Annotated in this window: 19 protein-coding genes; 11 read left to right on the top strand and 8 right to left on the bottom strand. The window is 35.2% G+C overall.

The features are described from left to right. Positions 1-167: 167 nt before the first annotated feature. The gene (locus NWE55_RS12455) at positions 168-467 is read left to right on the top strand and encodes a DUF6804 family protein (RefSeq protein WP_160339221.1); all 300 of its coding nucleotides are present in this window, start codon (positions 168-170) and stop codon (positions 465-467) included. A gap of 7 nt (positions 468-474) precedes the next feature. Further along, positions 475-873, top strand: coding sequence for a hypothetical protein (locus NWE55_RS12450; protein WP_258204116.1), 399 nt, complete (start codon positions 475-477; stop codon positions 871-873). Between the two features lie 12 nt (positions 874-885). Here NWE55_RS12450 and NWE55_RS12445 read toward each other — a convergent pair whose 3' ends face one another. From NWE55_RS12445 to NWE55_RS12430, 4 genes are all read right to left on the bottom strand, one after another. Continuing rightward, complete coding sequence (locus NWE55_RS12445; RefSeq protein ID WP_258204115.1) at positions 886-1,122, bottom strand: VF530 family protein; 237 nt, start codon at positions 1,120-1,122, stop codon at positions 886-888. A gap of 781 nt (positions 1,123-1,903) precedes the next feature. Continuing rightward, positions 1,904-2,488: a COG3650 family protein gene (locus NWE55_RS12440; protein WP_258204114.1), complete on the bottom strand. Its 585-nt coding sequence runs from the start codon at positions 2,486-2,488 to the stop codon at positions 1,904-1,906. 93 nt (positions 2,489-2,581) lie between these two features. Then, on the bottom strand, positions 2,582-3,196 hold the full coding sequence (locus NWE55_RS12435; RefSeq protein ID WP_258204113.1) for a class I SAM-dependent methyltransferase: 615 nt from the start codon (positions 3,194-3,196) through the stop codon (positions 2,582-2,584). Positions 3,197-3,198: 2 nt separating this feature from the next. Beyond that, a complete protein-coding gene (locus tag NWE55_RS12430; RefSeq protein WP_160339219.1) occupies positions 3,199-3,516 on the bottom strand; it encodes a rhodanese-like domain-containing protein in 318 nt (105 codons plus the stop codon). A gap of 239 nt (positions 3,517-3,755) precedes the next feature. Here NWE55_RS12430 and gcvT point away from each other — a divergent pair, with 239 nt between their 5' ends. Both gcvT and NWE55_RS12420 read left to right on the top strand, forming a co-directional pair. Next, entirely contained in the window at positions 3,756-4,838 is a 1,083-nt protein-coding gene (gcvT, locus tag NWE55_RS12425; RefSeq protein ID WP_258204112.1) for a glycine cleavage system aminomethyltransferase GcvT, read from the top strand. A 101-nt stretch (positions 4,839-4,939) separates the two neighbouring features. Then, the gene (locus NWE55_RS12420; protein WP_155091232.1) at positions 4,940-5,650 is read left to right on the top strand and encodes a YebC/PmpR family DNA-binding transcriptional regulator; all 711 of its coding nucleotides are present in this window, start codon (positions 4,940-4,942) and stop codon (positions 5,648-5,650) included. A 67-nt stretch (positions 5,651-5,717) separates the two neighbouring features. On the opposite strand, the gene NWE55_RS12415 is transcribed toward NWE55_RS12420, so the two are convergent. Further along, complete coding sequence (locus NWE55_RS12415) at positions 5,718-6,704, bottom strand: helix-turn-helix transcriptional regulator (RefSeq protein ID WP_258204111.1); 987 nt, start codon at positions 6,702-6,704, stop codon at positions 5,718-5,720. 120 nt (positions 6,705-6,824) lie between these two features. On the opposite strand from NWE55_RS12415, the gene NWE55_RS12410 reads away from it, so the two are divergent. The 6 genes from NWE55_RS12410 to NWE55_RS12385 all read left to right on the top strand — a co-directional run bounded on the left by NWE55_RS12410 (position 6,825) and on the right by NWE55_RS12385 (position 17,735). Next, complete coding sequence (locus NWE55_RS12410) at positions 6,825-9,230, top strand: TonB-dependent receptor (RefSeq protein ID WP_155091230.1); 2,406 nt, start codon at positions 6,825-6,827, stop codon at positions 9,228-9,230. A 129-nt stretch (positions 9,231-9,359) separates the two neighbouring features. Next, positions 9,360-10,214, top strand: a complete 855-nt coding sequence (gene ypfJ / locus NWE55_RS12405; RefSeq protein ID WP_155091229.1) for a KPN_02809 family neutral zinc metallopeptidase — start codon at positions 9,360-9,362, stop codon at positions 10,212-10,214. Positions 10,215-10,263: 49 nt separating this feature from the next. Beyond that, complete coding sequence (locus tag NWE55_RS12400) at positions 10,264-11,061, top strand: hypothetical protein (RefSeq protein ID WP_155091228.1); 798 nt, start codon at positions 10,264-10,266, stop codon at positions 11,059-11,061. A gap of 822 nt (positions 11,062-11,883) precedes the next feature. After that, positions 11,884-13,038, top strand: coding sequence for an efflux RND transporter periplasmic adaptor subunit (locus tag NWE55_RS12395; protein ID WP_155091227.1), 1,155 nt, complete (start codon positions 11,884-11,886; stop codon positions 13,036-13,038). A 59-nt stretch (positions 13,039-13,097) separates the two neighbouring features. Continuing rightward, positions 13,098-16,247, top strand: a complete 3,150-nt coding sequence (locus tag NWE55_RS12390) for an efflux RND transporter permease subunit (protein ID WP_155091226.1) — start codon at positions 13,098-13,100, stop codon at positions 16,245-16,247. 15 nt (positions 16,248-16,262) lie between these two features. Beyond that, positions 16,263-17,735 carry an efflux transporter outer membrane subunit gene (locus NWE55_RS12385; protein WP_155091225.1) on the top strand — a complete coding sequence of 491 codons (1,473 nt, stop codon included), beginning with the start codon at positions 16,263-16,265 and terminating at the stop codon, positions 17,733-17,735. A 313-nt stretch (positions 17,736-18,048) separates the two neighbouring features. Here the strand turns inward: NWE55_RS12385 and mltG are convergent, their stop codons facing one another. The 3 genes from mltG to dapF are packed head-to-tail and all read right to left on the bottom strand — an operon-like array spanning position 18,049 to position 20,402. After that, complete coding sequence (gene mltG / locus NWE55_RS12380; RefSeq protein ID WP_155091224.1) at positions 18,049-19,086, bottom strand: endolytic transglycosylase MltG; 1,038 nt, start codon at positions 19,084-19,086, stop codon at positions 18,049-18,051. Between the two features lie 8 nt (positions 19,087-19,094). Next, positions 19,095-19,616, bottom strand: coding sequence for a GNAT family N-acetyltransferase (locus NWE55_RS12375; protein ID WP_155091223.1), 522 nt, complete (start codon positions 19,614-19,616; stop codon positions 19,095-19,097). A 6-nt stretch (positions 19,617-19,622) separates the two neighbouring features. After that, entirely contained in the window at positions 19,623-20,402 is a 780-nt protein-coding gene (dapF, locus tag NWE55_RS12370) for a diaminopimelate epimerase (protein WP_155091222.1), read from the bottom strand. 138 nt (positions 20,403-20,540) lie between these two features. Between dapF and NWE55_RS12365 the strand changes: the two genes are divergently transcribed. Then, positions 20,541-21,941, top strand: coding sequence for a trypsin-like peptidase domain-containing protein (locus NWE55_RS12365; RefSeq protein WP_155091221.1), 1,401 nt, complete (start codon positions 20,541-20,543; stop codon positions 21,939-21,941). The last annotated feature ends 24 nt before the right edge of the window (positions 21,942-21,965 follow it).

The following is a 21,965-nucleotide window of genomic DNA, read 5'->3' as shown; positions in this document are numbered from 1 at the left end:
TTCACTAAGCAATACATTACTAAAACAAAAAAACAATACTTCATACCTTTGTGATTACAAAACAAATAACCAATTATTTTTTAATCACAAAGGATTTTTATCATGACCGAAATCGAAGATAATTTTGTAATTTAACTCTGTTTTTCAGCACTGTAATATTTTAAATCATGGAAAGAGTTATCAAGCTTGTTTTAGCCATCATGCTATTGTTTTGTTTGTTACAAATGCCTTATGGCTACTATTCTCTATTGCGATTTGCGTGTTTTGCAGGTTTTGGCTTCTTAGCTTATTTAGCTAAAAAGAAGGATAATGATACGGAAATGTTTATTTTTGGAGCCCTTGCGCTATTGTTTCAACCATTTTTTAAAATAGCTTTGGGAAGAGCTCTATGGAATATAGTAGATATAATCGTATCGATTAGCCTTATTTACTCCATCTTAAATCACAAAGAACCAAAAGAAAAATAATATCCAAATGTTCAAAAAACACTTCTTACTTCTCTGTCTTACCTGTACTTTATCCACTTTTAGCCAAGAAAAAACAGAAAGTGATACTCTAATTGCTTACGAGATAATCTATGTCAATAAAGAGGAGTTTGACAAACAGATTTTTTTGACAAATGTGGAATTGTTTTACGTAGAAGAAGGTAAAACTTTTTATTTAGAGGGATTTAATCACACAGGAGAAAAAACTATAATCGCCTTGAAATACGCGCAAACAAATAAGGGGATAGATTACTTTGAATTCTTCAACAATGAATATGAATTCATTAACGATGAAGAACAAGCCATTTTTTACTTTAAATCTAAATCTAAGCAAGTCAAAGACACCTCTGACTCCATGTATCGCGTAATACAGATACAAAAAAATTAGTAATCTTCGTACTTACTCTCCTTTTTGTGCTTTCTTGCGTAAAGTATAAAGGTAAAGACTTTCTACTTTCTCTCTGGCCCAAGGAGTCCTTCTCAAAAAAGTAAGTGAGGATTTAATACTTGGATCGTGTGTAAAGCAGCGGATATTAATCTGATCGCCTAACCCTTCAAAACCTCCATAATATTCTACTAATTCCTCTACTATATTTACTAACTTTTTTCTGTGTAAAGGATCTTTAGATTCCTGCATACTTCTTGTTTTTATTCTATGCAAAGATACACTTAATCTTACACCAAAAATCAGTGGCTTCCAATAAAAACCATTGTTGTGACGCACTGTATATCTCTGAACGGATGCAAGTATTTATCCAAACTACATACACTGTCTATACTTCCCTGCCCCTCAATTGTGAGCTAAGGGATACTTTCCTACAAACAAACTGGCGATCCAATTAACCATGTTGCAACTAAACACCTAATAAAGAAAAGTTTACATTTAAACAACTAATACAAAAAAGCAATAGCCATCTCCCTAAAAAAGACGTATAGCCAAACATATTAGGCCGAGGTAACTGGTATCGTTATAATAAAATGATATAAACAAGTGTACAGTTAAAAGCAGGATTATAAACAATAACTGTACAACTATATTAGGACGAGACAGAGATTTTAGGGGGTGGTCGGCTTGTGGTCGCATAGTGATCGCATAGTGGTCGCATACTATTGGGCAAAAAACATGCGACCACTATGCGATCAACTTCCCATCACCATGTGACCAATCGCTATCAGAATGCACAAAACCACTGCTCCATTTCTTTTGTCTAACAGCACAGCTTACCAAACAGCAACACAAAAAAAGTATGAAACATAAAGCCTCCACTGTTTTACTATTTTTCAATCATCAATACGCTGTGTTCAATTAGCTCTCAACAACACTATAAAAATAAAAGGTCACAAATAGACATCGCCTACTTGTGACCTAACTCATTATATAGAAATGTAGTACTGTTACTACACTTTACATACTTATTTTAAAATGTGTAAATATCCAATGTATTTCCCTGTTCAAATACAACCTCAGCGTGCCCACTTGGTGCATCATAAGGAGCTTTCTCTAAAATAGAAGGGTTAGTTGGATAAGTTCCGTCAGTATACACCATTTTTTTCCACTCTCCACCTGACTTAACATTTAATATTTTCCACTCATTTTCCATAGTTGGCTCAACAAAAACAGCTCCCTCCATCACGGTAAACTTCGTGATCAACTTATACGTTGAATCTAACAACAACATAGTACATCCACCTGAACCACAGAAATATGAACCTACAAGACTAACAAATATCTCTTTTTTTCCATCGTTGTTTAAATCTACTAGATACATTCTAAACTGGCGATCAGCTTCAGCGACCACTTTTAAATCAGCTTCAGTCAAAAACTCCGTTTTCAAGAAATCACTTACCCCTGTTGCCACTTCTGAAAGTGAAGTTTCAGCTTTTGACTCTTGTTGCTCTGTTACTACCTCTGCAGGAACTACTGTTGCTGCTTTCTGTTCTTTCTTACATGAAACAAACGCTAAACCTCCTAAAAGGATAGCAATCATACTAATTCTTTTCATACTTTAATTTTTTAATACTGACAAAGATGTATATTTAATTGATTGAACAGTGTCTTTTTAACAACAATTTGATAAACTATGCTCTCTTGCAGATTATTGCTTTCGACCAGCTATTCTCAATACATAAGCATTTCCTCTGTGGTAAAGGCCTTCGGTTAGTTCAACCTCTTTTTCCTCTAAGATATAGAAGTCAAAACCTTCAAAATCCTGCATTAATTCCACTATGCTGTATAGCATTGCAACATTACCTGGACCACCAACATTGGGATTCTCTTTTTGTTTGACTGTATGTTTTTTTTCAAAAGCCTCCACAAGGAGTACCCCACCCTTTTTTAGGTAAGTAGCTAATTGGCGGTGGTAAGCCCTTCTTCTTTCTTCTGGAAAATGGGCGTAAATTAAAGCTAAGGCATCAAACTGTTCTTCTGCATAACGCAGTTCTTCTATATCACTAACTGTATAATCAATCGATACACTGAATCGCTCTGCTAACTGTAAAGCCTTCTGTTTTGCCTGTTGACTTTGGTCAAAAGCTGTTACTTGCCATCCTTGCTTAGCTGCGTAGACTGCATTTCGTCCCTCCCCTTCAGCGGCCATAAGTATATTTCCCTTAGATTTTATATCCCTTATTACATCACTAAAAAACGCATTAGGTTCTATACCATAGGCATACGTAGCTTCACTATATCTCTTATCCCAAAATTCTTTCATTCTTATTTGCTTTTTGCTTTTGATATCTTGGCTTTTGTTCCACCATTGATGACTTGAGTATATCCTTTGTTTTCTAAAATGCGTTTGGCTTGTCCACTGCGCATACCACTTCTACAAAATACAACAATTTTACTTTGCTGAGGTAATTTGTGTAATTGCCCCTCTAACTTATCCAAAGGAATATTCACTGCACCAGGTACAGAACCACTTTTAAACTCTCCCATTGTACGCACATCTACTAAGATTGCTCCTTCTCGAATATAGTTTGCCAACTGCTCGTTATTCCCGAATCCCAATAATTTATTGATAAAACTGATCATCTCTTTATTGTTTAAAAAAGTAAAAATAGAGTTTCTATTCTAGGTTAAGTGTAACTTAGGTTACCCTGCATGAGAATATCTGGTAAAATGAGGCTTTTCAGCAAAAAGTATATGAACCATTTGGATAGGACTGTGTTTTTGGAGAAGTACTCAAACTTTGGGATTCTGGGTTTTTAAATCAGATAAAAAAAACTTACTTTAGCACAGTTTAAAATTCATATTAATCATATAACAACACGATGAAACAAGTAACTTTAAATCACATACACGAAGGTTTAGGAGCTAAGATGGTTCCTTTTGCAGGTTTTAATATGCCTGTACAATATGAAGGAGTAAATGCGGAACACGAAACCGTAAGAAACGGAGTTGGGGTATTTGATGTATCTCACATGGGAATATTCAAAATCTCAGGACCAAATGCGTTGGCATTAATCCAAAAAGTTACTTCAAATGACGCATCTACTTTAGTAGACGGTAAAGCACAATACTGCTACTTCCCAAATGAAAAAGGTGGTGTTATAGATGATATCATTACGTATAGAGTGAATGAAAGCGAATACTTAATGGTGGTAAACGCATCTAATATTGAAAAAGATTGGAATTGGGTTACTTCTCACAATGACGTAAATGCGACTTTAGAGAATTTATCAGATGGTTATTCAATTTTAGCTATTCAAGGTCCTAAAGCAATTGAATCAATGCAAAGCTTAACTTCTGTAAACTTAGCTGAGATTAAATTCTACAACTTTGTAGTTGACACTTTCGCTGGAGTAAAAGACGTAGTAATCTCTGCAACTGGATATACAGGTTCTGGAGGGTTTGAAGTTTACGTAAAAAATGAAGATATCGAAACAGTGTGGAACAAAGTGTTTGAAGCTGGTGCAAACTGGGGAATCAAACCAATCGGATTAGCTGCTCGTGATACTCTACGCCTTGAAATGGGGTACTGCTTATACGGAAATGAACTAAATGATGAGATTTCACCATTAGAAGCAGGTTTAGGATGGGTAACGAAGTTTACAAAAGATTTTATCGCATCTGACATTTTAAAAGCAGAAAAAGAAGCTGGTATTAAAAATAGATTAGTTGGTTTTGAATTGATAGGAAAGGGAATCCCAAGACACGACTACGAAATTGTAGATGCACAAGGAAATGTAATTGGAAAAGTTACCTCTGGTACACAATCTCCTACATTAGGAAAGGGAATTGGTATGGGATATGTTCCTGTAGCATTAGCAACTGAAGGTAGTCAAATCTTTATCCGCATCCGCAAAAACGATGTTGAGGCAAAAGTGGTAAAAACACCTTTTTATAAAAAATAAGACAAAGCAAATGGGAGTTTAAAAATAAGCTCCCATTTTTTTTATGATATATATGAATAATACTATATTTTTGCACTATTAAAATTAAGTAACAATTTATTATGGGAAGAGCGTTTGAATTTAGAAAAGGACGTAAGCTAAAACGTTGGTCTGCTATGGCAAAAACGTTTACAAGAATCGGTAAGGACATTGTAATGGCTGTAAAAGAAGGTGGACCGAATCCCGAAGCTAATGCTCGTCTACGCGCTGTAATACAAAATGCTAAGGCAGCAAATATGCCTAAAGACAACGTAGAACGTGCCATTAAACGTGCTACAGATAAAGATACTGAAAACTATAAAGAAGTAATCTTTGAAGGATACGGTCCTCATGGTATTGCATTCTTGATAGAAACAGCAACTGACAACAATAATCGTACAGTAGCTAATATTAGAAGTTATTTCAATAAGTGCAATGGTACATTAGGTACTCAAGGATCAGTTGAGTTTATGTTTGACCACACTTGTAACTTCCGAATTCCAGCAGAAGAAGGCAGAGATTTAGAGGAATTCGAATTAGAGTTAATTGACTTTGGTATTGATGAAATTTTCGAAGATGAGGATGGAGTAATGATTTATGCTCCTTTTGAAAGTTTTGGTGCTATCCAAAAAGAATTGGAAGGTAGAGGAATTGAGATTTTATCTTCTGGATTTGATAGAATCCCACAAGTAACAAAAGAGCTTTCTGAAGAAGAAATAGCTGATGTGGAAAAACTATTAGAGAAAATCGAAGAAGATGACGACGTACAAAACGTTTTCACTACAATGGCATAATTTTGCGACTTCGTTTGTATTAAAAAAAGACGAAATACTTATAATAGAGTATTTCGTCTTTTTTTATTCAGTCGTACTTAGTCAAATGAAATCGCTTAGGAGAATATCCAAAGTGCTTCTTAAAAGCTTTAGAGAAAGTTACAGAAGAAGAATAGCCTAAATCAAAAGCTATCTCTGCAATAGTATGATGTGCCTCTTCTAATTTCTTTATAGCGATATTCATTCTTCTATGTTGAGCATATTCAAATAAACCAAAATTGTATAAATGCTTAAACCCTCTCTTTAATTTATATTCATTTATAAAGAATAATTTAGATAGCTCCTCAGTAGTATAAAATTCGCGATAATTAAGGTCGATGAAATCTTTTATATTAGATAATACTAATTCGTCTTCTATTGTCAGCTTTACGCCTAATTGTAACTTAGAACACTCCACTCTCCCTTCCTCTTTCTCATGTAATAACACAGATATTACTTCTAACACTTTGCCTTTTATATACATCTCTTTTGCTATCCCTTTGTAACTACATGTTTTAATCTCATTTAGTAATACTAAAAGTTCTTGTGTTACTTTAATATCCTTAATTAATCTACAGGTCTGGTCATTTTTTATCGCAGTAGTAAACTCTATAATAGTCTCATCATGCTGGCTCCATTCATTAAAGAACTCTAAAGGGAGATAGATATCTATATGTTCATATATAGCATCTTTTTCAAATATAACATCCGCAATAGATCCTGTACTTAAATAAGTTAAATAACAATGAAAAGGCAAATACATATTAGGTATTCCATTTATAACATCTCTGACGATATGTTTGCCGAAAAAGAAACTTAACTCAACATACTCTATTTCTTCAAAAACATAGTGTAAGGCATAATTTTGTGTATATTTCAGATAATATTGGCGAATAACAATATCTGCAGAATCAAAAATATGATAGGTTACAAAAGTTCCTGAGTCATTAATTAATTCTTTTTTACTCTGGTTCATCTCGTTAGTTACCATATTCTCTAACTCAAAAAACTCAACGATCTGGTCACCTTTTTCCATAAAGCTACCTATTGATTACTAAACTGCTAATTTTTACTCCCTTTTGGCTAAGTCATTTCATAATATAGAGTCTACTTTTGCTTCCATATTCAAATTTATTAAATCTAAATTAATTATACGATGAAAAGATTCTTTTTAATCAACACAAGTAATAAACTCTTACTTTCAGGTCTATTATTGATCAACTTAAGTGTTTATGCCCAAGAAAAAGGAAACATCAGAGGAACAATAGTAAGCCATACTCAAGAAAAATTAGCGGGAACTACTGTTTCTTTAAATAACTACTCTTATAAAACAATATCAGATAATAACGGATATTATCTTTTAGAAAACATAGAATCAGGTAAATACCTTATCACTCTACAGTACAAAAATACAATTGCAAAAGACAGTATTATAATATCCGCAAATCAAACTACTACAAAAGATTTCATGCTATTTGATGATAACAGTGAAACTCTTGAGACAGTAGTGATTAATACTAACAAAAATATCCGCTCTTCTTCTTCTTTGCGAACAGCAGCTAACTTATTAGATGTTCCACAAAATATCCAAGTGATTGACAAAGGGTTAATGGATGATCAAATTAGTATGACAATGAGTGATGCTATTGCCCAAAATGTCAGCGGTGTAAGATCAGTATTGCATCAAGAACAGGCAAGTGCAGGAATATATGTACGGGGTTATAGTGCCAGTAACTTAAGAAATGGAATGGATATCTCTGGAAGTTTTGGTCCTATTAGAGAAGACAATACCTTCATAGAACGTGTTGAATTTGTAAAAGGACCTGCAGGCTTCATGATGGGAAATACCCAACCAGGTGGTTTCTATAATATCGTAACCAAAAAGCCAAAGGGTAGTAACAAAACGACTGTTAAAACTATTTTAGGTAGCTTTAATCTATATCGAGCAGAGGTAGATTTGGATACTAAACTAACAAAGGATGAAAAGCTTCTGTTCCGCATTAACGCAATGGCTACCAAAGCAAGTTCTTTCCAACTATATAATAAAAACAACTATTTATCCTTAGCACCTTCATTAAAATACAATATTAGTGATGATACAAATATTACCTTTGAATACATATTCAACTCTAATGAGTTTGAAGGTGGGTTTTCTAAATATGCTTATTCTAAAAAAGAGTTTAAAGAACTACCTCGCAAATTCACTTTTACTGACCCTATCGTAGACCCTACTATAGTTAAAGAACACAATGTATTTATTAATCTGAATCACAGATTAAGTGACGATTGGAATCTTACAGCCAAACTAGGCTATGTTGAAGCTACAATGGAAGGAGAAAGTTTATATTCAATCTACAACTCTATAGATGATAAGGGGAATGTACAAAGAGCTCTTTCAGTCAACGATGCTTATAACTCAGCTAAGGTTGGTCAAGTTTATATGAATGGTAAATTTAATATCACAGATAAGATTAAAAACAATGTGCTATTTGGTCTAGATATGGGACAAAAAGAGCATATGGCAGATTGGTCTCTTGTTTCTGATGCTAAAGGAAAAGCTATTCCTGTAGGTCCTTTATTTAATATCTACAATCCAGTGTATGGTAAACTTACTAAAAAAGATATTCCTACCTATGACCGTTCTCGTTCATTAAGAGAAAGAGCGGCAGGCAATATTCAAGAGTACAGCTATATCTCATTATATGTACAAGATGAGTTACTATTATTAGACGAGAAGCTTAGATTAGGATTTGGCGTACGCTATACCTCAACAGAGAAAACAACAAGTGCTTCTAAGGGAGATGTAGTAAAGAATCAAGCGTATACACCTCGCTTCAGTGTCACTTATAATATCTCCCCATCATTCTCAGCTTATGCCTTATATGATCAAAGCTTCCAAGAACAAGTTGGCCAATTAGAAAACAACAAGACAGCTGATCCTTCCAAAGGAACGAATAAAGAATTTGGATTAAAGAAAACATGGTTTGATAAAAAACTATTTACTTCATTAGCATTCTACCGAGTAGATAAAACAAATATCCTTACCCCACGTGATGCCTCTGCGAATAATCAAATCATGGTACAGAGTGGAAAAGCTACATCTAAAGGAGTAGAGTTTGACTTAAATGGACACATTACAGATGGCTTAACCTTGACAATGAACTATGCTTATACAGATGCAAAGATAACTAAAGATAATAATCCGGCTAAAAAAGGTCAGCTATTACCAGGAACTGCCAAACACAGTACAAATGCATGGCTTACTTATAGAATTCAATCAGGAACATTTGAAGGTTTAGGTTTCTCTCTTGGGTACCAATACCAAAAAGATCGTTCTCAAGCTCCTGTTCAAGCTAAAAAGTTTTTACCACACGACTATTTCACTCTTGATGGAGGAATATCATACAAAAAAAACAACTATGCATTTAACCTAATTGTAAATAATATCACAGATAGATATAATTATGTAGGTCACTTTCCAGGTGCTTGGGGATATACACACTATGGATGGAGAGCTACTACACCACTCTCCTTTAAACTGAGTTTAGCATATTCATTCTAATAAATACAATCCCTTTCTAACATAGTTTCGAAAGGGATTATTGTTTTAAAAAAGCTATTCATCAATATTCGCAATATTTAAGGTACACTGTTCAATTTTTACTATTTTTGTTCGAAAATATTCTAAGGTATGAAATGGGAAGGCCGACGAGAAAGTAAAAACGTAACGGACAACCGAGGTAAATCAGCAGCAGGAAAAACTGCTATCGGTGGAGGTCTAATTGGTATTATAGCTATGCTATTGTACATTTTTGGAGGAGATACAGGTAAGCAAATTGCACCCGTATTAGAACAATTAAATACAGGCCAACAAACTGAGCAAGTAGAAACCAGAGCACTCTCTCAAGAGGAGGTTGCCATGGGTAAGATGGTTGCTGTTATGTTTGCTGACACAGAAGATGTGTGGCATAAAGTATTCAAGGAAAATGGACTCCAATACCGCGAACCAAAGATGGAGCTATTTGACGACAAAGTAAATACAAAATGTGGAAGTGCAACAGCTGATGTAGGCCCTTTTTACTGTCCTGCAGATGAAACTGTCTATATGGATCTGCGCTTTTTTGAAGAACTTCACACTCGCTTTGGCGCAGAAAGAGGGAACTTTGCTATTGCTTATGTTATCGCTCACGAAGTAGGTCATCACGTACAAACGCTCCTTGGCACAAATAGTAAAGTACACCAAGCTCAACAAGGCTTAAGCAAGAAAGAAGCTAATAAATTATCGGTTGGTTTAGAATTACAAGCAGACTTCTACGCAGGAGTATGGACTAAGTACAATCAAAAATACCTCGAAGCCAAAGACATCGATATCGCCCTTAGTGCAGCCCAAGCTGTTGGAGATGACGCTATACAAAAAAGAGTAACAGGCCAAGTTAACCCTGACTCATTTACCCATGGTACTTCTAAACAACGCAAAGAATGGTTTATGAAGGGATATCATACTGGCGATATAAAAGAGGGTAACACCTTTGATTATATCAGATAAAAACAATTAATAATTACAAACAACAAATGGCTCTAAGCCAATGCTTTCAATGAATAACTTAAACGATATTTTAAAAAACATAAAAGAAAACGGTTATCAAATTGCTCCTTTTCAGGTAATGGGTGAAGCTTTTACTTATTATAAGCGCACTTTTCTATCTGTTATTGCGACACTGATGTTTATCATCTTTGGAACAATGTTACTTATTTCGAGTATTATCTCCAATAATTATGACTTAAACAAAGAAGATCAAAGTGTCATGCAGGAGCAATTAGCTGAGATCATGAACAACTTTTTAAATCTATTAATTACTACCCCTTATATCTACTATTATTATGTTGCAATGATCTTCTTAACAGCTATTGGAAGTATTGTCATGGCAGGTTTCTTTAAGCTCAATGCCGATGCTTCACATGGGAGGTTACCCCGTTTCTTAGGAGCATTCAAATATTTTTTAAGTATAAAAGGACTTTACGTTTTTATAGCAGCACTAATTGTTACTACAGTTTTTATGGCTATTTCTGTACCTTTTCAATTAATGGGACTAAGCATGGTTGCTCTTGCGATCAATTGGTTAGTACATACACTAACGATCTTTACTATTCCCTTAATTATTTTTGGAAACCGTAATCCGTTAGCCGCTATCAAAGACAGTATCATGGTAGTGAATAAACAACCAATTCCAATCATTTTAACGATTGTCTTGAACTACTTTTTATTGATGAGTAGTTTGTTTATTTTCTTGATTGGAATATTCTTATTTCTACCTTACTTGTTCTCAGTTTACTTTACACTGTACAAACAAGTCATAGGTTATTATCCAGAAGAAGGACAACCGAAACACTAATATAGATTCGCTAACAAATAGATAAACGGATAGAGCAAAAGCTACTATCCGTTTTTCATTATATAAAAACAACCAAACACAGAACTAAATAGTTAACCGAGCCATCCTTCTCTATCTAAACTTCTATACTGAATAGCCTCGCCTATATGGTGAGATAAGATATTACTTTGTTTATCGAATCTCCCAGTAACGAGTATAAAAGAGAGTACTATCTTAAAAAAGAGTAACTCACATGCTCATTGTTTGAGGCGTTTTGAATCAAATGTTCTTAATTAACTAGTTTGAACAACGCATTTAAAAACTATCCAACTAGACTCTACAAATTACTTATCAGCTCTAAGAGCACTTTGTTTATCAAATATCAATTTATCCTCAACAATGCGAGAGGTGTTCTTGTTAGTTACACTCCTAGATAAGCCCACCAAGCAATATCTAATATCTTACTTGTACTGTTTTGCTTCTATTGCCAATACGGCACTGCCAAAAACCTTTGTTAACATACATTTGAATATTATAATAATTTTTTCATAATTAATATAGTAACCCTCGGTAACATGAGCATACTTCAACATATTCGGCAGTTCACAGTGTAGAACTGCTCCACGAAAGGCAACACTTTTTACATTTGAAAATTAAATTTATACCTTTGCCTGCTACAAATAAAAAATATCATTTTAACCAAAGCAACTCATTGTCTTTAAATGAATTACAACAAAGACACCCAATAGTTATATTGTCAAATACTAAAGTTTGGCATTAGTATTGAGTATAATACTGTAGATTAAATCTCACCTTTTAACAATTAAAAGAATTTTTATACAAATGATAACAAATAGAAAAACGGTTTTAGTAGCACTTTCAGCTTTAATCATGATAGGAACTTTGATAGGGATAAACAGCTGTAATATAGGATCTTCAAAAACATTAGATCCTAAAGAAAATGCTCTTGCATTACCTATTATCACTGTTGATACTGCTACTGCTATTACAGTAAAAGACTATATCGGAAATATCGAAGGGAAAGTAAATGTGGAAATCAGACCACAAGTAGAGGGTATTTTGGAAAAAATATTTGTAGATGAAGGATCCTTTGTAAAAGAAGGTCAACCTTTGTTCCAAGTTGATCCACAACCATACCAAGAGGTATTAAACAATATGATCGCTACAGAAAATGTCGAGAAAGCGAAATTAAAGAATGCTAAGCTTGAAATTGACCGATTAAAACCATTAATCGACAATGAAGTAATTGCTGAAGTTCAGTTGGAAACAGCTAAAGCAAATTACGAAATTGCTCGCGCTTCTTTAGCAAAAGCTTCTGCTGCTGTTGCAAGTGCGCAAATCAACTTAAATTACACGATTATCAAAGCGCCTGTAAGTGGGTATATCGGAAGAATGCCTAAGCGTATTGGTAACTTAGTATCTAAAACTGACAAAGAGCCTCTAACTGTTCTTTCAGACGTAAGTGAAGTTTATGTATACTTTGGAATGAGTGAATCAGACTTTTTATACTTCAGTAAAGACAATCCAAATAAGGCAGATTCAACAAGTATCACCAACTCTGGTCTAATGTTGCCTGAGGTTACCTTAATCTTAGCTGATGGACATGAATACGCTGAAAAAGGGAAAGTAGATATGATTAATGGACAGGTAAACCGCACTACTGGTTCTATCTCTATTCGCGCGTCATTTCCAAATTCTAAAGACGTCATGCGTTCTGGAAATACAGGTACTGTAAAAGTGAAAGAAACTAAGCCAAGTGTCATCATGGTACCGCAGGAAGTAACTACTTCTATTCAAGATAAAACATTTGTTTACATCTTAGATAAAGAAGACAAAGTTAAGTTACAATCAATCGAAGTAGATGGAGTATCTGGTTCAAACTTTATTGTACCTACAGGTTTAGCAGTAGGAGATCGCGTAATAAGAACAGGTTTTGACAAGTTAACGGAAGGGATGTATGTAAAGCCTATCCAATAATTTAATACACAAAACAAAAACCAAACTCAAACAAATATCACCTTACAAATTAAGATAATATGTTAAAAGCCATTATAAACCGTCCTATACTTGCTACGGTAATATCGATCATGTTCGTATTATTGGGCTTAGTTGGACTTACATTATTGCCTATAACTCGTTTTCCAGAAATTGCTCCACCAAGTGTAACTGTTTCTACATCTTACCCTGGTGCCAATGCGGAAACTGTAGCACAAAGTGTCTTATTACCTATTGAGGAATCAATCAATGGGGTTGATAATATGACTTATATTAGTTCTAAATCAAGTAACAGTGGTTCTGGTACAATCAACGTATTCTTTAAAGCAGGAACAGATCCTGATCAAGCAGCCGTGAATGTGTCAAACCGCGTGAGTAAGGCTTCAAGTGATTTACCTTCGGAAGTAAACGAAAATGGTATTTCAGTAACCCCGCGTCAGAGTGGTAATATTATGACTATAAACTTTTATAGTGACCACCCTGAGGAGGTATATGACGAAACGTTCTTACAGGCCTATACTCAGATTAACATCAACCGTGAGTTACTACGTGTACCTGGAGTTGCTTCTGTAGGTCGTATTGGAGCACGTGACTACTCAATGAGAACTTGGTTAAACCCAGAGAAGCTTGCCTTGTACAGCTTAACACCTCAAGATATTATCGCTGCTATAAAAGATCAAAACTTTGAAATAGCACCTGGTAATTTTGGGGAAACTTCAGACGAAGCTTTTGAAACAGCATTAAAACACAAAGGGAGATTTAGCCTTCCTGAAGAATATGATAATATAGTAATCAAAACCAATAAAGACGGTTCTGTATTAAAGCTTAAAGATGTAGCAAGAGTAGAATTTGGCGCATCGAACGTGGGTAGTGATAACAGTGTAAACGGTTATCCTGGTCTTACCATGAACATCACCCAAACAGCAGGATCTAATGCAAGAGATATTGACATTGCTGTTCGAGAAGTATTAGAACGAGTTTCAAAAGCTTTTCCAAAGGGAATTCACTATGAGATAAGTTATTCTGTGAAGGATCAAATTGACGAGTCAATTAGTCAAGTACAACACACTTTATTTGAAGCTTTCTTCTTAGTATTTATCATTGTTTACATCTTCTTGCAAGATTTTAGATCGACGATAATCCCAGTTATTGCTATCCCGATTTCATTAGTAGGTACTCTATTCTTTATCTATTTGATGGGGTTCTCAATAAACGTGCTTACAATGTTTGCCTTGGTACTTGCCATTGGTATTGTAGTGGATGACGCCATTGTAGTTGTGGAAGCAATCCACGAAAAAATGCATCAAACTGGACTCAAAGCCAAGGAAGCTACCATATCGACGATGAGTGAAATTACCAGAGCGATTATCTCTATTACACTTGTGATGTCTGCCGTGTTTTTACCTGTTGGTTTTATGCAAGGCCCAGCTGGTATCTTCTACAAACAGTTTGCTTATACCTTAGCCTTTGCAATTTTAATTTCAGCTGTAAATGCCTTGACTCTAAGTCCTGCATTATGTGCTTTGTTTTTAAAACAACCATCAGGCGAAGAATATGCAGCTAAGAAAGAACAAAACAAATTTAAACGAGTAAGAGCTAAGTTCTTTTACTCTTTCAATACAGCTTTTGATAGCTTTACTAATAAATATGTCGAGACAATCAAAAAGCTAATTACAAACAAAAAGGTAGCTATCTCAGGTTTAGCCCTAATCATTGGACTTGGTGTATTCTTTTTATACAAAACACCATCTTCATTTATCCCAAGAGAAGATGATAGTTATATCACTTACTCTTTGGCTATGCCTCCTGGAGCATCTCTTGCGCGTACCAAAATAGTATTGGCTAAAGCTGATAGTATCTTGCAAAAGAGAACTGATATCGAAGGAATGACGGCTATCTCAGGATATAACGCTATTGATGGAAATGCCAGCCCGTCTTTCGCCGTAGGCTTTATTAACTTAAAACCTTATAAAGAAAGAGGGAAAGTAAAAAACATCGACAAGATCATGGCAGAGATCCATAGAGATTTATCTGTAATCAACGAAGCGACATTCAACGTATTCCCAAGACCAACAATTCAAGGGTTTGGTGATTTTGGAGGTATTGAGTTCGTACTTCAAGACCGTATGGGTGGTGGATTTGATGAGTTTAGTAAAATGGCTGATCAAGTAATCAGTCAACTAAATGAAAGACCTGAAATAGACAATGCGTTCACCTCTTTCAAAGCTAATTTCCCACAATACCTCTTGGAGATTGACTATGTAAAAGCAAAATCACTTGGAGTAAGCGTAAAAGATTTATTAACTACAGTTAAGAACTATTACGGACGTGTAAAAGCAGGGGACTTCAACAGATTTGGTCGTACTTATAGAGTATATATGCAGGCAGACATTGAGTACAGAGAAAGTCCGCAATCATTCAGTTCTATCTATGTGAAAAACAAAGACGGTGAAATGCTTCCTGCCAATACGCTAATCAAATTGAAAAAAGTATTAGGACCACAAACCGTAACAAGATACAACTTGTACAATGCCATTTCAATCAAGACAAATCCTGCACCAGGATATAGTACAGGAGATGCGATGAAGGCTATTGACGAGGTAACTTCTAAGATGCCAGGTAACTATTCGTACGAATACACCGGTATGTCATTGGAAGAAAAAGACTCAGGAAGTCAAGCAGTATTAATTTTTGCATTGAGTATAATCTTTGTTTACTTCTTATTGTGTGCACAATACGAAAGTTATTTATTGCCAATAGCAATTCTATTGACAGTACCAACAGGATTATTAGGAGTTGCTTTATTTGTCAATTTAGCAGGCTTGCAAAACAATATTTACGTTCAAGTTGGATTAATTATGCTAATTGGACTTTTAGCTAAAAATGCCATCTTGATTGTGGAATTTGCATTACAGCAACGCAAAAATGGTTTATCTATCTTTGATGCGGCTGTAGAAGGTGCTAAGATGAGGTTAAGACCAATCTTAATGACTTCGTTTGCCTTCGTAGCGGGATTGATTCCATTGATGTTTACTGTTGGACCTTCTGCTCAAGGTAACCACTCTATTAGTTTCTCTGCTGCAGGCGGAATGTTATTTGGAGTAGTAGCAGGTATTTTTATTATCCCAGTACTATTCTATGTTTTCCAGAATTGGGATGAAAAACTAAAAGCAAAATTTACTAACGACTAACAGAACAAAACAATCATGAATAGCGCAAATAAAATATTAAAATATACATTATACTCAGCAATGGTCACAGGAGGTTTATTAGTAACCTCTTGTGCTCCACAGTCAAAGTATAGAGCTCCTAAATTAGACGTTCCTGATCACTATAGAGGTCAAGATACTCTAACGATGGCAAGTGACTCTACAAGTATCGCAGATATTCCATGGAGAGAGTTCTTTGAAGATGAACAATTAATTGAACTAATTGACAAAGGCTTGGCTCATAACTTCGATATGTTAGATGCTATTAAAAACCTGGAAATTGCCAATCAAAGAGCAAAACAAGCAAAACACGAATGGCTGCCTTCTCTTAATGCCGATTTAGGAAATGTAAATTACCAATATAAATCTAAGAATTACTATGGTTCTGCTTCGGGGAATTACTATGACCACAAAGGCAAAGAAGCTCCTGAGAATATGTATGTAAACTCAGCTCAATATACTTCTGCCCTATCGCTAAGTTGGGAATTAGATATTTGGGGAAAAATTAGAAGTAAGAGTGCTGCAGCATTAGCGGAATACCTACAAACAACAGAGGCTACAAAAGCTGTACAAACAGAGTTAATAGCCAGTATTGTGGAAGGATACTACAACTTACTGCTTTTGGATGCACAAATGGAAGTTGCCCAAACCAACTATGATCTGACTAAAAATACACTGAAGATAGTCGAGCTTCAAAGAGATGCTGGACAAATTACTTCTTTGGCTATTCAACAAACGAAAAACCAGATGTTGGTTGCCAAAGCGTTAATTCCATCTCTAAAACAACAAATTGCCAATCAGGAAAATGCGCTTTCACTTCTAACTGGACAATTGCCAAATGAAATAGAAAGAAATACGAAACTGGCAGATGCCAAGGCGAATGAAACACTTGCTACAGGAGTTCCCTTATATATGCTAAGCCAAAGACCTGATGTTCAATCTGCCGAATTAGACTTAAAAGCGAAGAATGCTTTAGTTGGCGTAGCACAAACAAGTAGATACCCTTCTTTGTCTATTGACGTTACAGGGGGATTAAACAGTATGTTGGGCAAGAACTGGTTCAATATTCCAGGGTCGCTCTTCGGAGGTTTAATAGGTGAAGTGGCTGCTCCTATCTTCAACAAAAGAAAGCTGAAAACTGATTTTAAAGTTGCTAAGATAGAAAGAGAGCGATCTGAAATCAACTTACAGAAAACTGTTTACGGTGCAATAGCTGAAGTGACTGATGCTTTGATTAACTTACAGACCATCGACGAACAGATAGACATTGCACAAGAGCAAGTAACTACGTCAAGATTGGGAGTTAAACAATCTAACTTACTATTTAACAGTGGATATGCAACTTATATTGAGGTTATCAATGCACAAAAAAACTTGTTAGACAGTGAATTAAACTTAAATAAATTCAAACAAGCCAAATTACTATCACGTGTGAACTTATACAAAGCACTTGGTGGTGGTTGGAAATAATAAACAGTCCATCCTTTATTTATCATTCAAACAAGATAAATAAAGGCACTGTTAGAATAGCCAAACTCACAAACAACAAAACACGCCTTAAAAGACTGCTATACAGCAGTCTTTTTTTATTAGTCAATATACTAAATACACTCTTTTTTTTAATAATACACAAAGTATAACTCACCCCAAGAAGACTTGGTTGATTGCAACACAATATCGACCAGACGACTGCTATTAGTTTGCCTATCCTCTGATGAAATGCAAAAAAAAGAGAAACTACTTTGGAGCAGTTTCTCTTTTGATTCTCTATGATTAAAGGATACTATCGTATTCCTGCTTGATTCAAATAATTGTGATATCGCGCACTATTAGCATTGTGTTGTGCCAATGTTCTTGCAAACTCATGGTAACCAGGTCTATCAACACTTGCGCAAAAATAGATATAATCGTGCTCTTCTGGATTCAAAACAGCATCTATTGAAGTCTTGTCTGACATGGCAATTGGTCCAGGAGGTAGCCCTGCGTTTCTATATGTATTATATGGAGAGTCTAACTCTTTGTGTTTATTATATACGCGGTATATTTTTTGTTCAAAATCCCCTGTGTGAAGCTTATGTGCATACACAAGTGTAGGGTCAGCCTGTAATGGCATACCAATCTTTAATCTATTTAGATATGCTCCTGCCACTTTAGGTCTTTCATCTGCTTTTACCGTTTCTTTTTGTACAATAGACGCCAAAATAGAAACTTCAATTGGAGTCAATCCTATCGCCTTAGCCTTAGCCAATCGTTCTTCATTCCAAAAGCGAACATATTCACTTTGCAACTTATTTCTCAATTTAATTGGGCTAACGTTCCAATAAAACTCATAAGTATCCGGTAAAAAGATAACAAGTGCATTCTCTTGTGTGAATCCGTTGTCAGATAAAAACTTCTTATTCAAAAATGTTTCCAACAAAGCAAGACTATCTGCTTCGATTTGACTCGAAATACGACCTGCCAAATTCTCTATTCGCTCTTGATTATTGAAAGTTACTCGTGTCGGTTTATTATCTCTCAAAGCCTGAATAATGTCGTAGTTATTCATGCCATTTCTCAACTGAAATCGACCATTGATAACAAGTGCATCATAGTTTCTCTGTTCCGCAATAGTCTTGAAACTTTCAACATCTTTCAAATAAGGAGATAGCATACTCACCACTTTTTCAAAGTTGTCAGTTTCTGCAACGTAGATGTATTCCTTCTCGTTCCACCCTTCAAGATTGCTATTAAATGCCTTACCATACCAGATGTACAAATATCCCAAGAGACCAAAGGCTCCTAAAACAGCGATTAAAGTTATAATGTTCTTTACTTTCATTATTCTTGTTAAAAAATTAATTGATATAAACCTTCGTCTTTGTATTGATTTCCTTTGCGAGTCCACGCTTTTTTGATACCTACTAACTCAAAACCAGCACTTTCAAATAGGTTAATACTCGCCTTATTATCAGTAGATATATTTGCATATAACTGATTCAAATATAAGTGATTTTCTCCATATTGAATCATTAAATCTAAAGCCTCTGTACCGATGCCTTTTCCCCTTTCTTGTTCATACTGAATTACAATTCCAACACCAGCGCGGTTATTCTGAGGATCGTAATCGAATAGATCAATTAAGCCCAATGTCTTATGAGTTTCTCGATGACAAATTACCAATCTAAGTTGTTTGGCTTCGTAAATATCTTGATGGGCATTTTCTAAATATTGCTTAATGAGAAATCGACTATAAGGCGTTTGTGTATTGCTCACTTCCCATAGCTTCACATCGTTTTCAATTAAAAAAATAAACTCCAAATCTTCAGGCTCTAAAGCGCGTAGATAGATCAATTCCCCTTGAATAAACATTGTATATTAATTATTAAAAGTACCTTGGAAAACAAACTCTGCAGGTCCCGTTAAGTAAACATTTGTATAGGTATTGTCGCGTTTGTCAAAACTAATAGACAACTCCCCTCCTTCTACTTCAATGACAATGTCATTTGCATCAGCCTTTCCTTGGTGATACATGGCGATAGCTACTGCAGTGGCACCTGTTCCACACGACAGTGTTTCATCTTCAACTCCGCGTTCAAATGTTCGGATTCTAAAGCGATTCGGACCTTCTTGTTCAACAAAGTTTACATTGGTTCCAAAAGGAGCATACCTTTCGCTTTCTCTTATGGCTTTGCCTTTTACAAAAACGCCATATCTATCTAATTCACGAACCACCTCAACATGATGTGGAGATCCTGTATTTAAAAAGCTGAATTTCTTTTCTACATGAACCTTATCCACATCTATCATTTGCAAAGAAACTAATCCTTCACTACTGATTTTAGCAGTGTGCTCTCCGTCTACTGCAATAAAGCGACATTGGTTTTGAATCACACCTAAGTCCTTTGCAAAAGCGACAATACATCTTCCTCCATTACCACACATACTACTTTGCTTGCCATCCGCATTAAAATATACCATTTTGAAATCAAAATCTCTATCATTCTCCAATAGAATAAGACCATCGGCCCCTATACCAAATCGTCTGTCACACAACAACTCAATTAACTCCTGATTAGCCTTAGGAAAGTGGCTATCTCTGTTATCTATCATAACGAAATCATTACCTGTTCCCTGATATTTATAAAATTTCAACATATACTCTACGGTTTGATAAAAAGCAAATTTACAAATTAAGTTGTTAATCTCACTATGTTAAGTCTTGGTTAAACAACTTCGAAATCACTATTTCCTTTTTTATTTTTACATATCAAATCAATAAGCTTTTAGTTAATTATGAAGAAAACAATCAGTTTATTATTCCTATGCATCTTCAGTGGTGCAATAACCCTTGGAGGTTACAAATACTTTTTTGAAAATAAGTCAATTCCGACTTTAGAGCAAACTGCTAATTCAGAGCACACTCTGCCGTTAAAAACCTCTTCCATTGCTGGTAGTGCTGCACCGACAGATTTCACTCAAGCAGCAGAAAACACAGTAAATGCTGTTGTTCACGTTAAGAATTTGAGTTATACACGCACCAGAAGTAATTCGCTACTGGAATTCTTTTACGGATACAAGGGAGAAACACAAGCTCAAGTAGGAATGGGTTCAGGAGTAATCATCACAGAAGATGGCTATATCGTAACCAATAATCACGTAATAGCTAATGCTTCAGAACTTGAGGTGACCTTAAACGACAACCAGACCTATAAAGCAAAGCTTATTGGTACAGACAAACAAATGGACATTGCTTTATTAAAAATAGAAGCAGATAAGAAACTACCGTACTTGGTATTTGGAGATTCGGATAACCTAAGACTTGGAGAATGGGTCATCGCTGTAGGTAATCCATTTAACCTTACCTCTACTGTGACCACGGGTATCGTATCAGCTAAAGCACGTAACCTATCCAAATCAGGTATTCAATCCTTTATACAAACAGACGCAGTAATCAACCCAGGTAATAGTGGTGGTGCCCTTGTTAATACCCGAGGAGAACTTATAGGTATCAATACAATGATTTCTTCCAATACTGGTTCGTACGTCGGATATGCTTTTGCTGTCCCGTCCAATATTACCAAAAAAATAATTGAAGATTTATTAGAATATGGCGATGTGCAACAGGCCGTGTTAGGTGTTTCAGGTCTTGAACTAAACAACCTTATAGCAAAAGATCTAAAGATCGAACAAACGCATGGTTTTTACATACAAGATGTAGTAAAGCAATCCGATGCTGAAAAGGTAGGCTTAACTAAAGGTGATATCATCACGCAGATCAATAGCAAGCCAATCAAAACTTTTGTAGATATAAAATCCATTCTAAACACCAAAAGACCACAAGACAAAGTAGAAGTTACCTACATTAGAAATGGTCAGAGCAAAACAGATATGGTCGCGCTTATCAAAGCACAATCCCAACAAGTAAGTTACAATGGTTTTGAATTTGAAGAAATAACTGAGCAAGAAAGAGAAAGGCTTAAGATCAATTACGGTCTAAAAATCACTAAAGTAGACAACCCTAATTACGCACCATATAAAGACGAACTTGAACAAGGGATACTCCTATCTATAAATGGGCAAAGAGTACAAAACACTGCCCAAGCTAAAATGCTATTCGACAAAATAGTAAATTCACAAAAAATAAAGCTTGAAGTTATTAGTTCTTCGGGTGAACTAATAAGAATACTGCTTTAAATCCAAATAATCATTTAAAAGACT

This window comes from Myroides albus, from assembly GCF_024722315.1.
Taxonomy (GTDB): Bacteria; Bacteroidota; Bacteroidia; order Flavobacteriales; family Flavobacteriaceae; genus Flavobacterium; species Flavobacterium album_A.
The sequence above is the reverse complement of the archived record's forward strand: the minus strand, read 5'-3'. Positions and strand labels throughout refer to the sequence as shown.

What these genes read in the sequence shown, in the direction of transcription:
- NWE55_RS12455 (WP_160339221.1), top strand. Translation starts at nt 168, where the DNA reads ATGGAAAGAGTTATCAAGCTTGTTTTAGCCATCATGCTATTGTTTTGT.
- NWE55_RS12450 (WP_258204116.1), top strand. Translation starts at nt 475, where the DNA reads ATGTTCAAAAAACACTTCTTACTTCTCTGTCTTACCTGTACTTTATCC.
- NWE55_RS12445 (WP_258204115.1), bottom strand. Translation starts at nt 1,122, where the DNA reads ATGCAGGAATCTAAAGATCCTTTACACAGAAAAAAGTTAGTAAATATA.
- NWE55_RS12440 (WP_258204114.1), bottom strand. Translation starts at nt 2,488, where the DNA reads ATGAAAAGAATTAGTATGATTGCTATCCTTTTAGGAGGTTTAGCGTTT.
- NWE55_RS12435 (WP_258204113.1), bottom strand. Translation starts at nt 3,196, where the DNA reads ATGAAAGAATTTTGGGATAAGAGATATAGTGAAGCTACGTATGCCTAT.
- NWE55_RS12430 (WP_160339219.1), bottom strand. Translation starts at nt 3,516, where the DNA reads ATGATCAGTTTTATCAATAAATTATTGGGATTCGGGAATAACGAGCAG.
- gcvT (WP_258204112.1), top strand. Translation starts at nt 3,756, where the DNA reads ATGAAACAAGTAACTTTAAATCACATACACGAAGGTTTAGGAGCTAAG.
- NWE55_RS12420 (WP_155091232.1), top strand. Translation starts at nt 4,940, where the DNA reads ATGGGAAGAGCGTTTGAATTTAGAAAAGGACGTAAGCTAAAACGTTGG.
- NWE55_RS12415 (WP_258204111.1), bottom strand. Translation starts at nt 6,704, where the DNA reads ATGGAAAAAGGTGACCAGATCGTTGAGTTTTTTGAGTTAGAGAATATG.
- NWE55_RS12410 (WP_155091230.1), top strand. Translation starts at nt 6,825, where the DNA reads ATGAAAAGATTCTTTTTAATCAACACAAGTAATAAACTCTTACTTTCA.
- ypfJ (WP_155091229.1), top strand. Translation starts at nt 9,360, where the DNA reads ATGAAATGGGAAGGCCGACGAGAAAGTAAAAACGTAACGGACAACCGA.
- NWE55_RS12400 (WP_155091228.1), top strand. Translation starts at nt 10,264, where the DNA reads ATGAATAACTTAAACGATATTTTAAAAAACATAAAAGAAAACGGTTAT.
- NWE55_RS12395 (WP_155091227.1), top strand. Translation starts at nt 11,884, where the DNA reads ATGATAACAAATAGAAAAACGGTTTTAGTAGCACTTTCAGCTTTAATC.
- NWE55_RS12390 (WP_155091226.1), top strand. Translation starts at nt 13,098, where the DNA reads ATGTTAAAAGCCATTATAAACCGTCCTATACTTGCTACGGTAATATCG.
- NWE55_RS12385 (WP_155091225.1), top strand. Translation starts at nt 16,263, where the DNA reads ATGAATAGCGCAAATAAAATATTAAAATATACATTATACTCAGCAATG.
- mltG (WP_155091224.1), bottom strand. Translation starts at nt 19,086, where the DNA reads ATGAAAGTAAAGAACATTATAACTTTAATCGCTGTTTTAGGAGCCTTT.
- NWE55_RS12375 (WP_155091223.1), bottom strand. Translation starts at nt 19,616, where the DNA reads ATGTTTATTCAAGGGGAATTGATCTATCTACGCGCTTTAGAGCCTGAA.
- dapF (WP_155091222.1), bottom strand. Translation starts at nt 20,402, where the DNA reads ATGTTGAAATTTTATAAATATCAGGGAACAGGTAATGATTTCGTTATG.
- NWE55_RS12365 (WP_155091221.1), top strand. Translation starts at nt 20,541, where the DNA reads ATGAAGAAAACAATCAGTTTATTATTCCTATGCATCTTCAGTGGTGCA.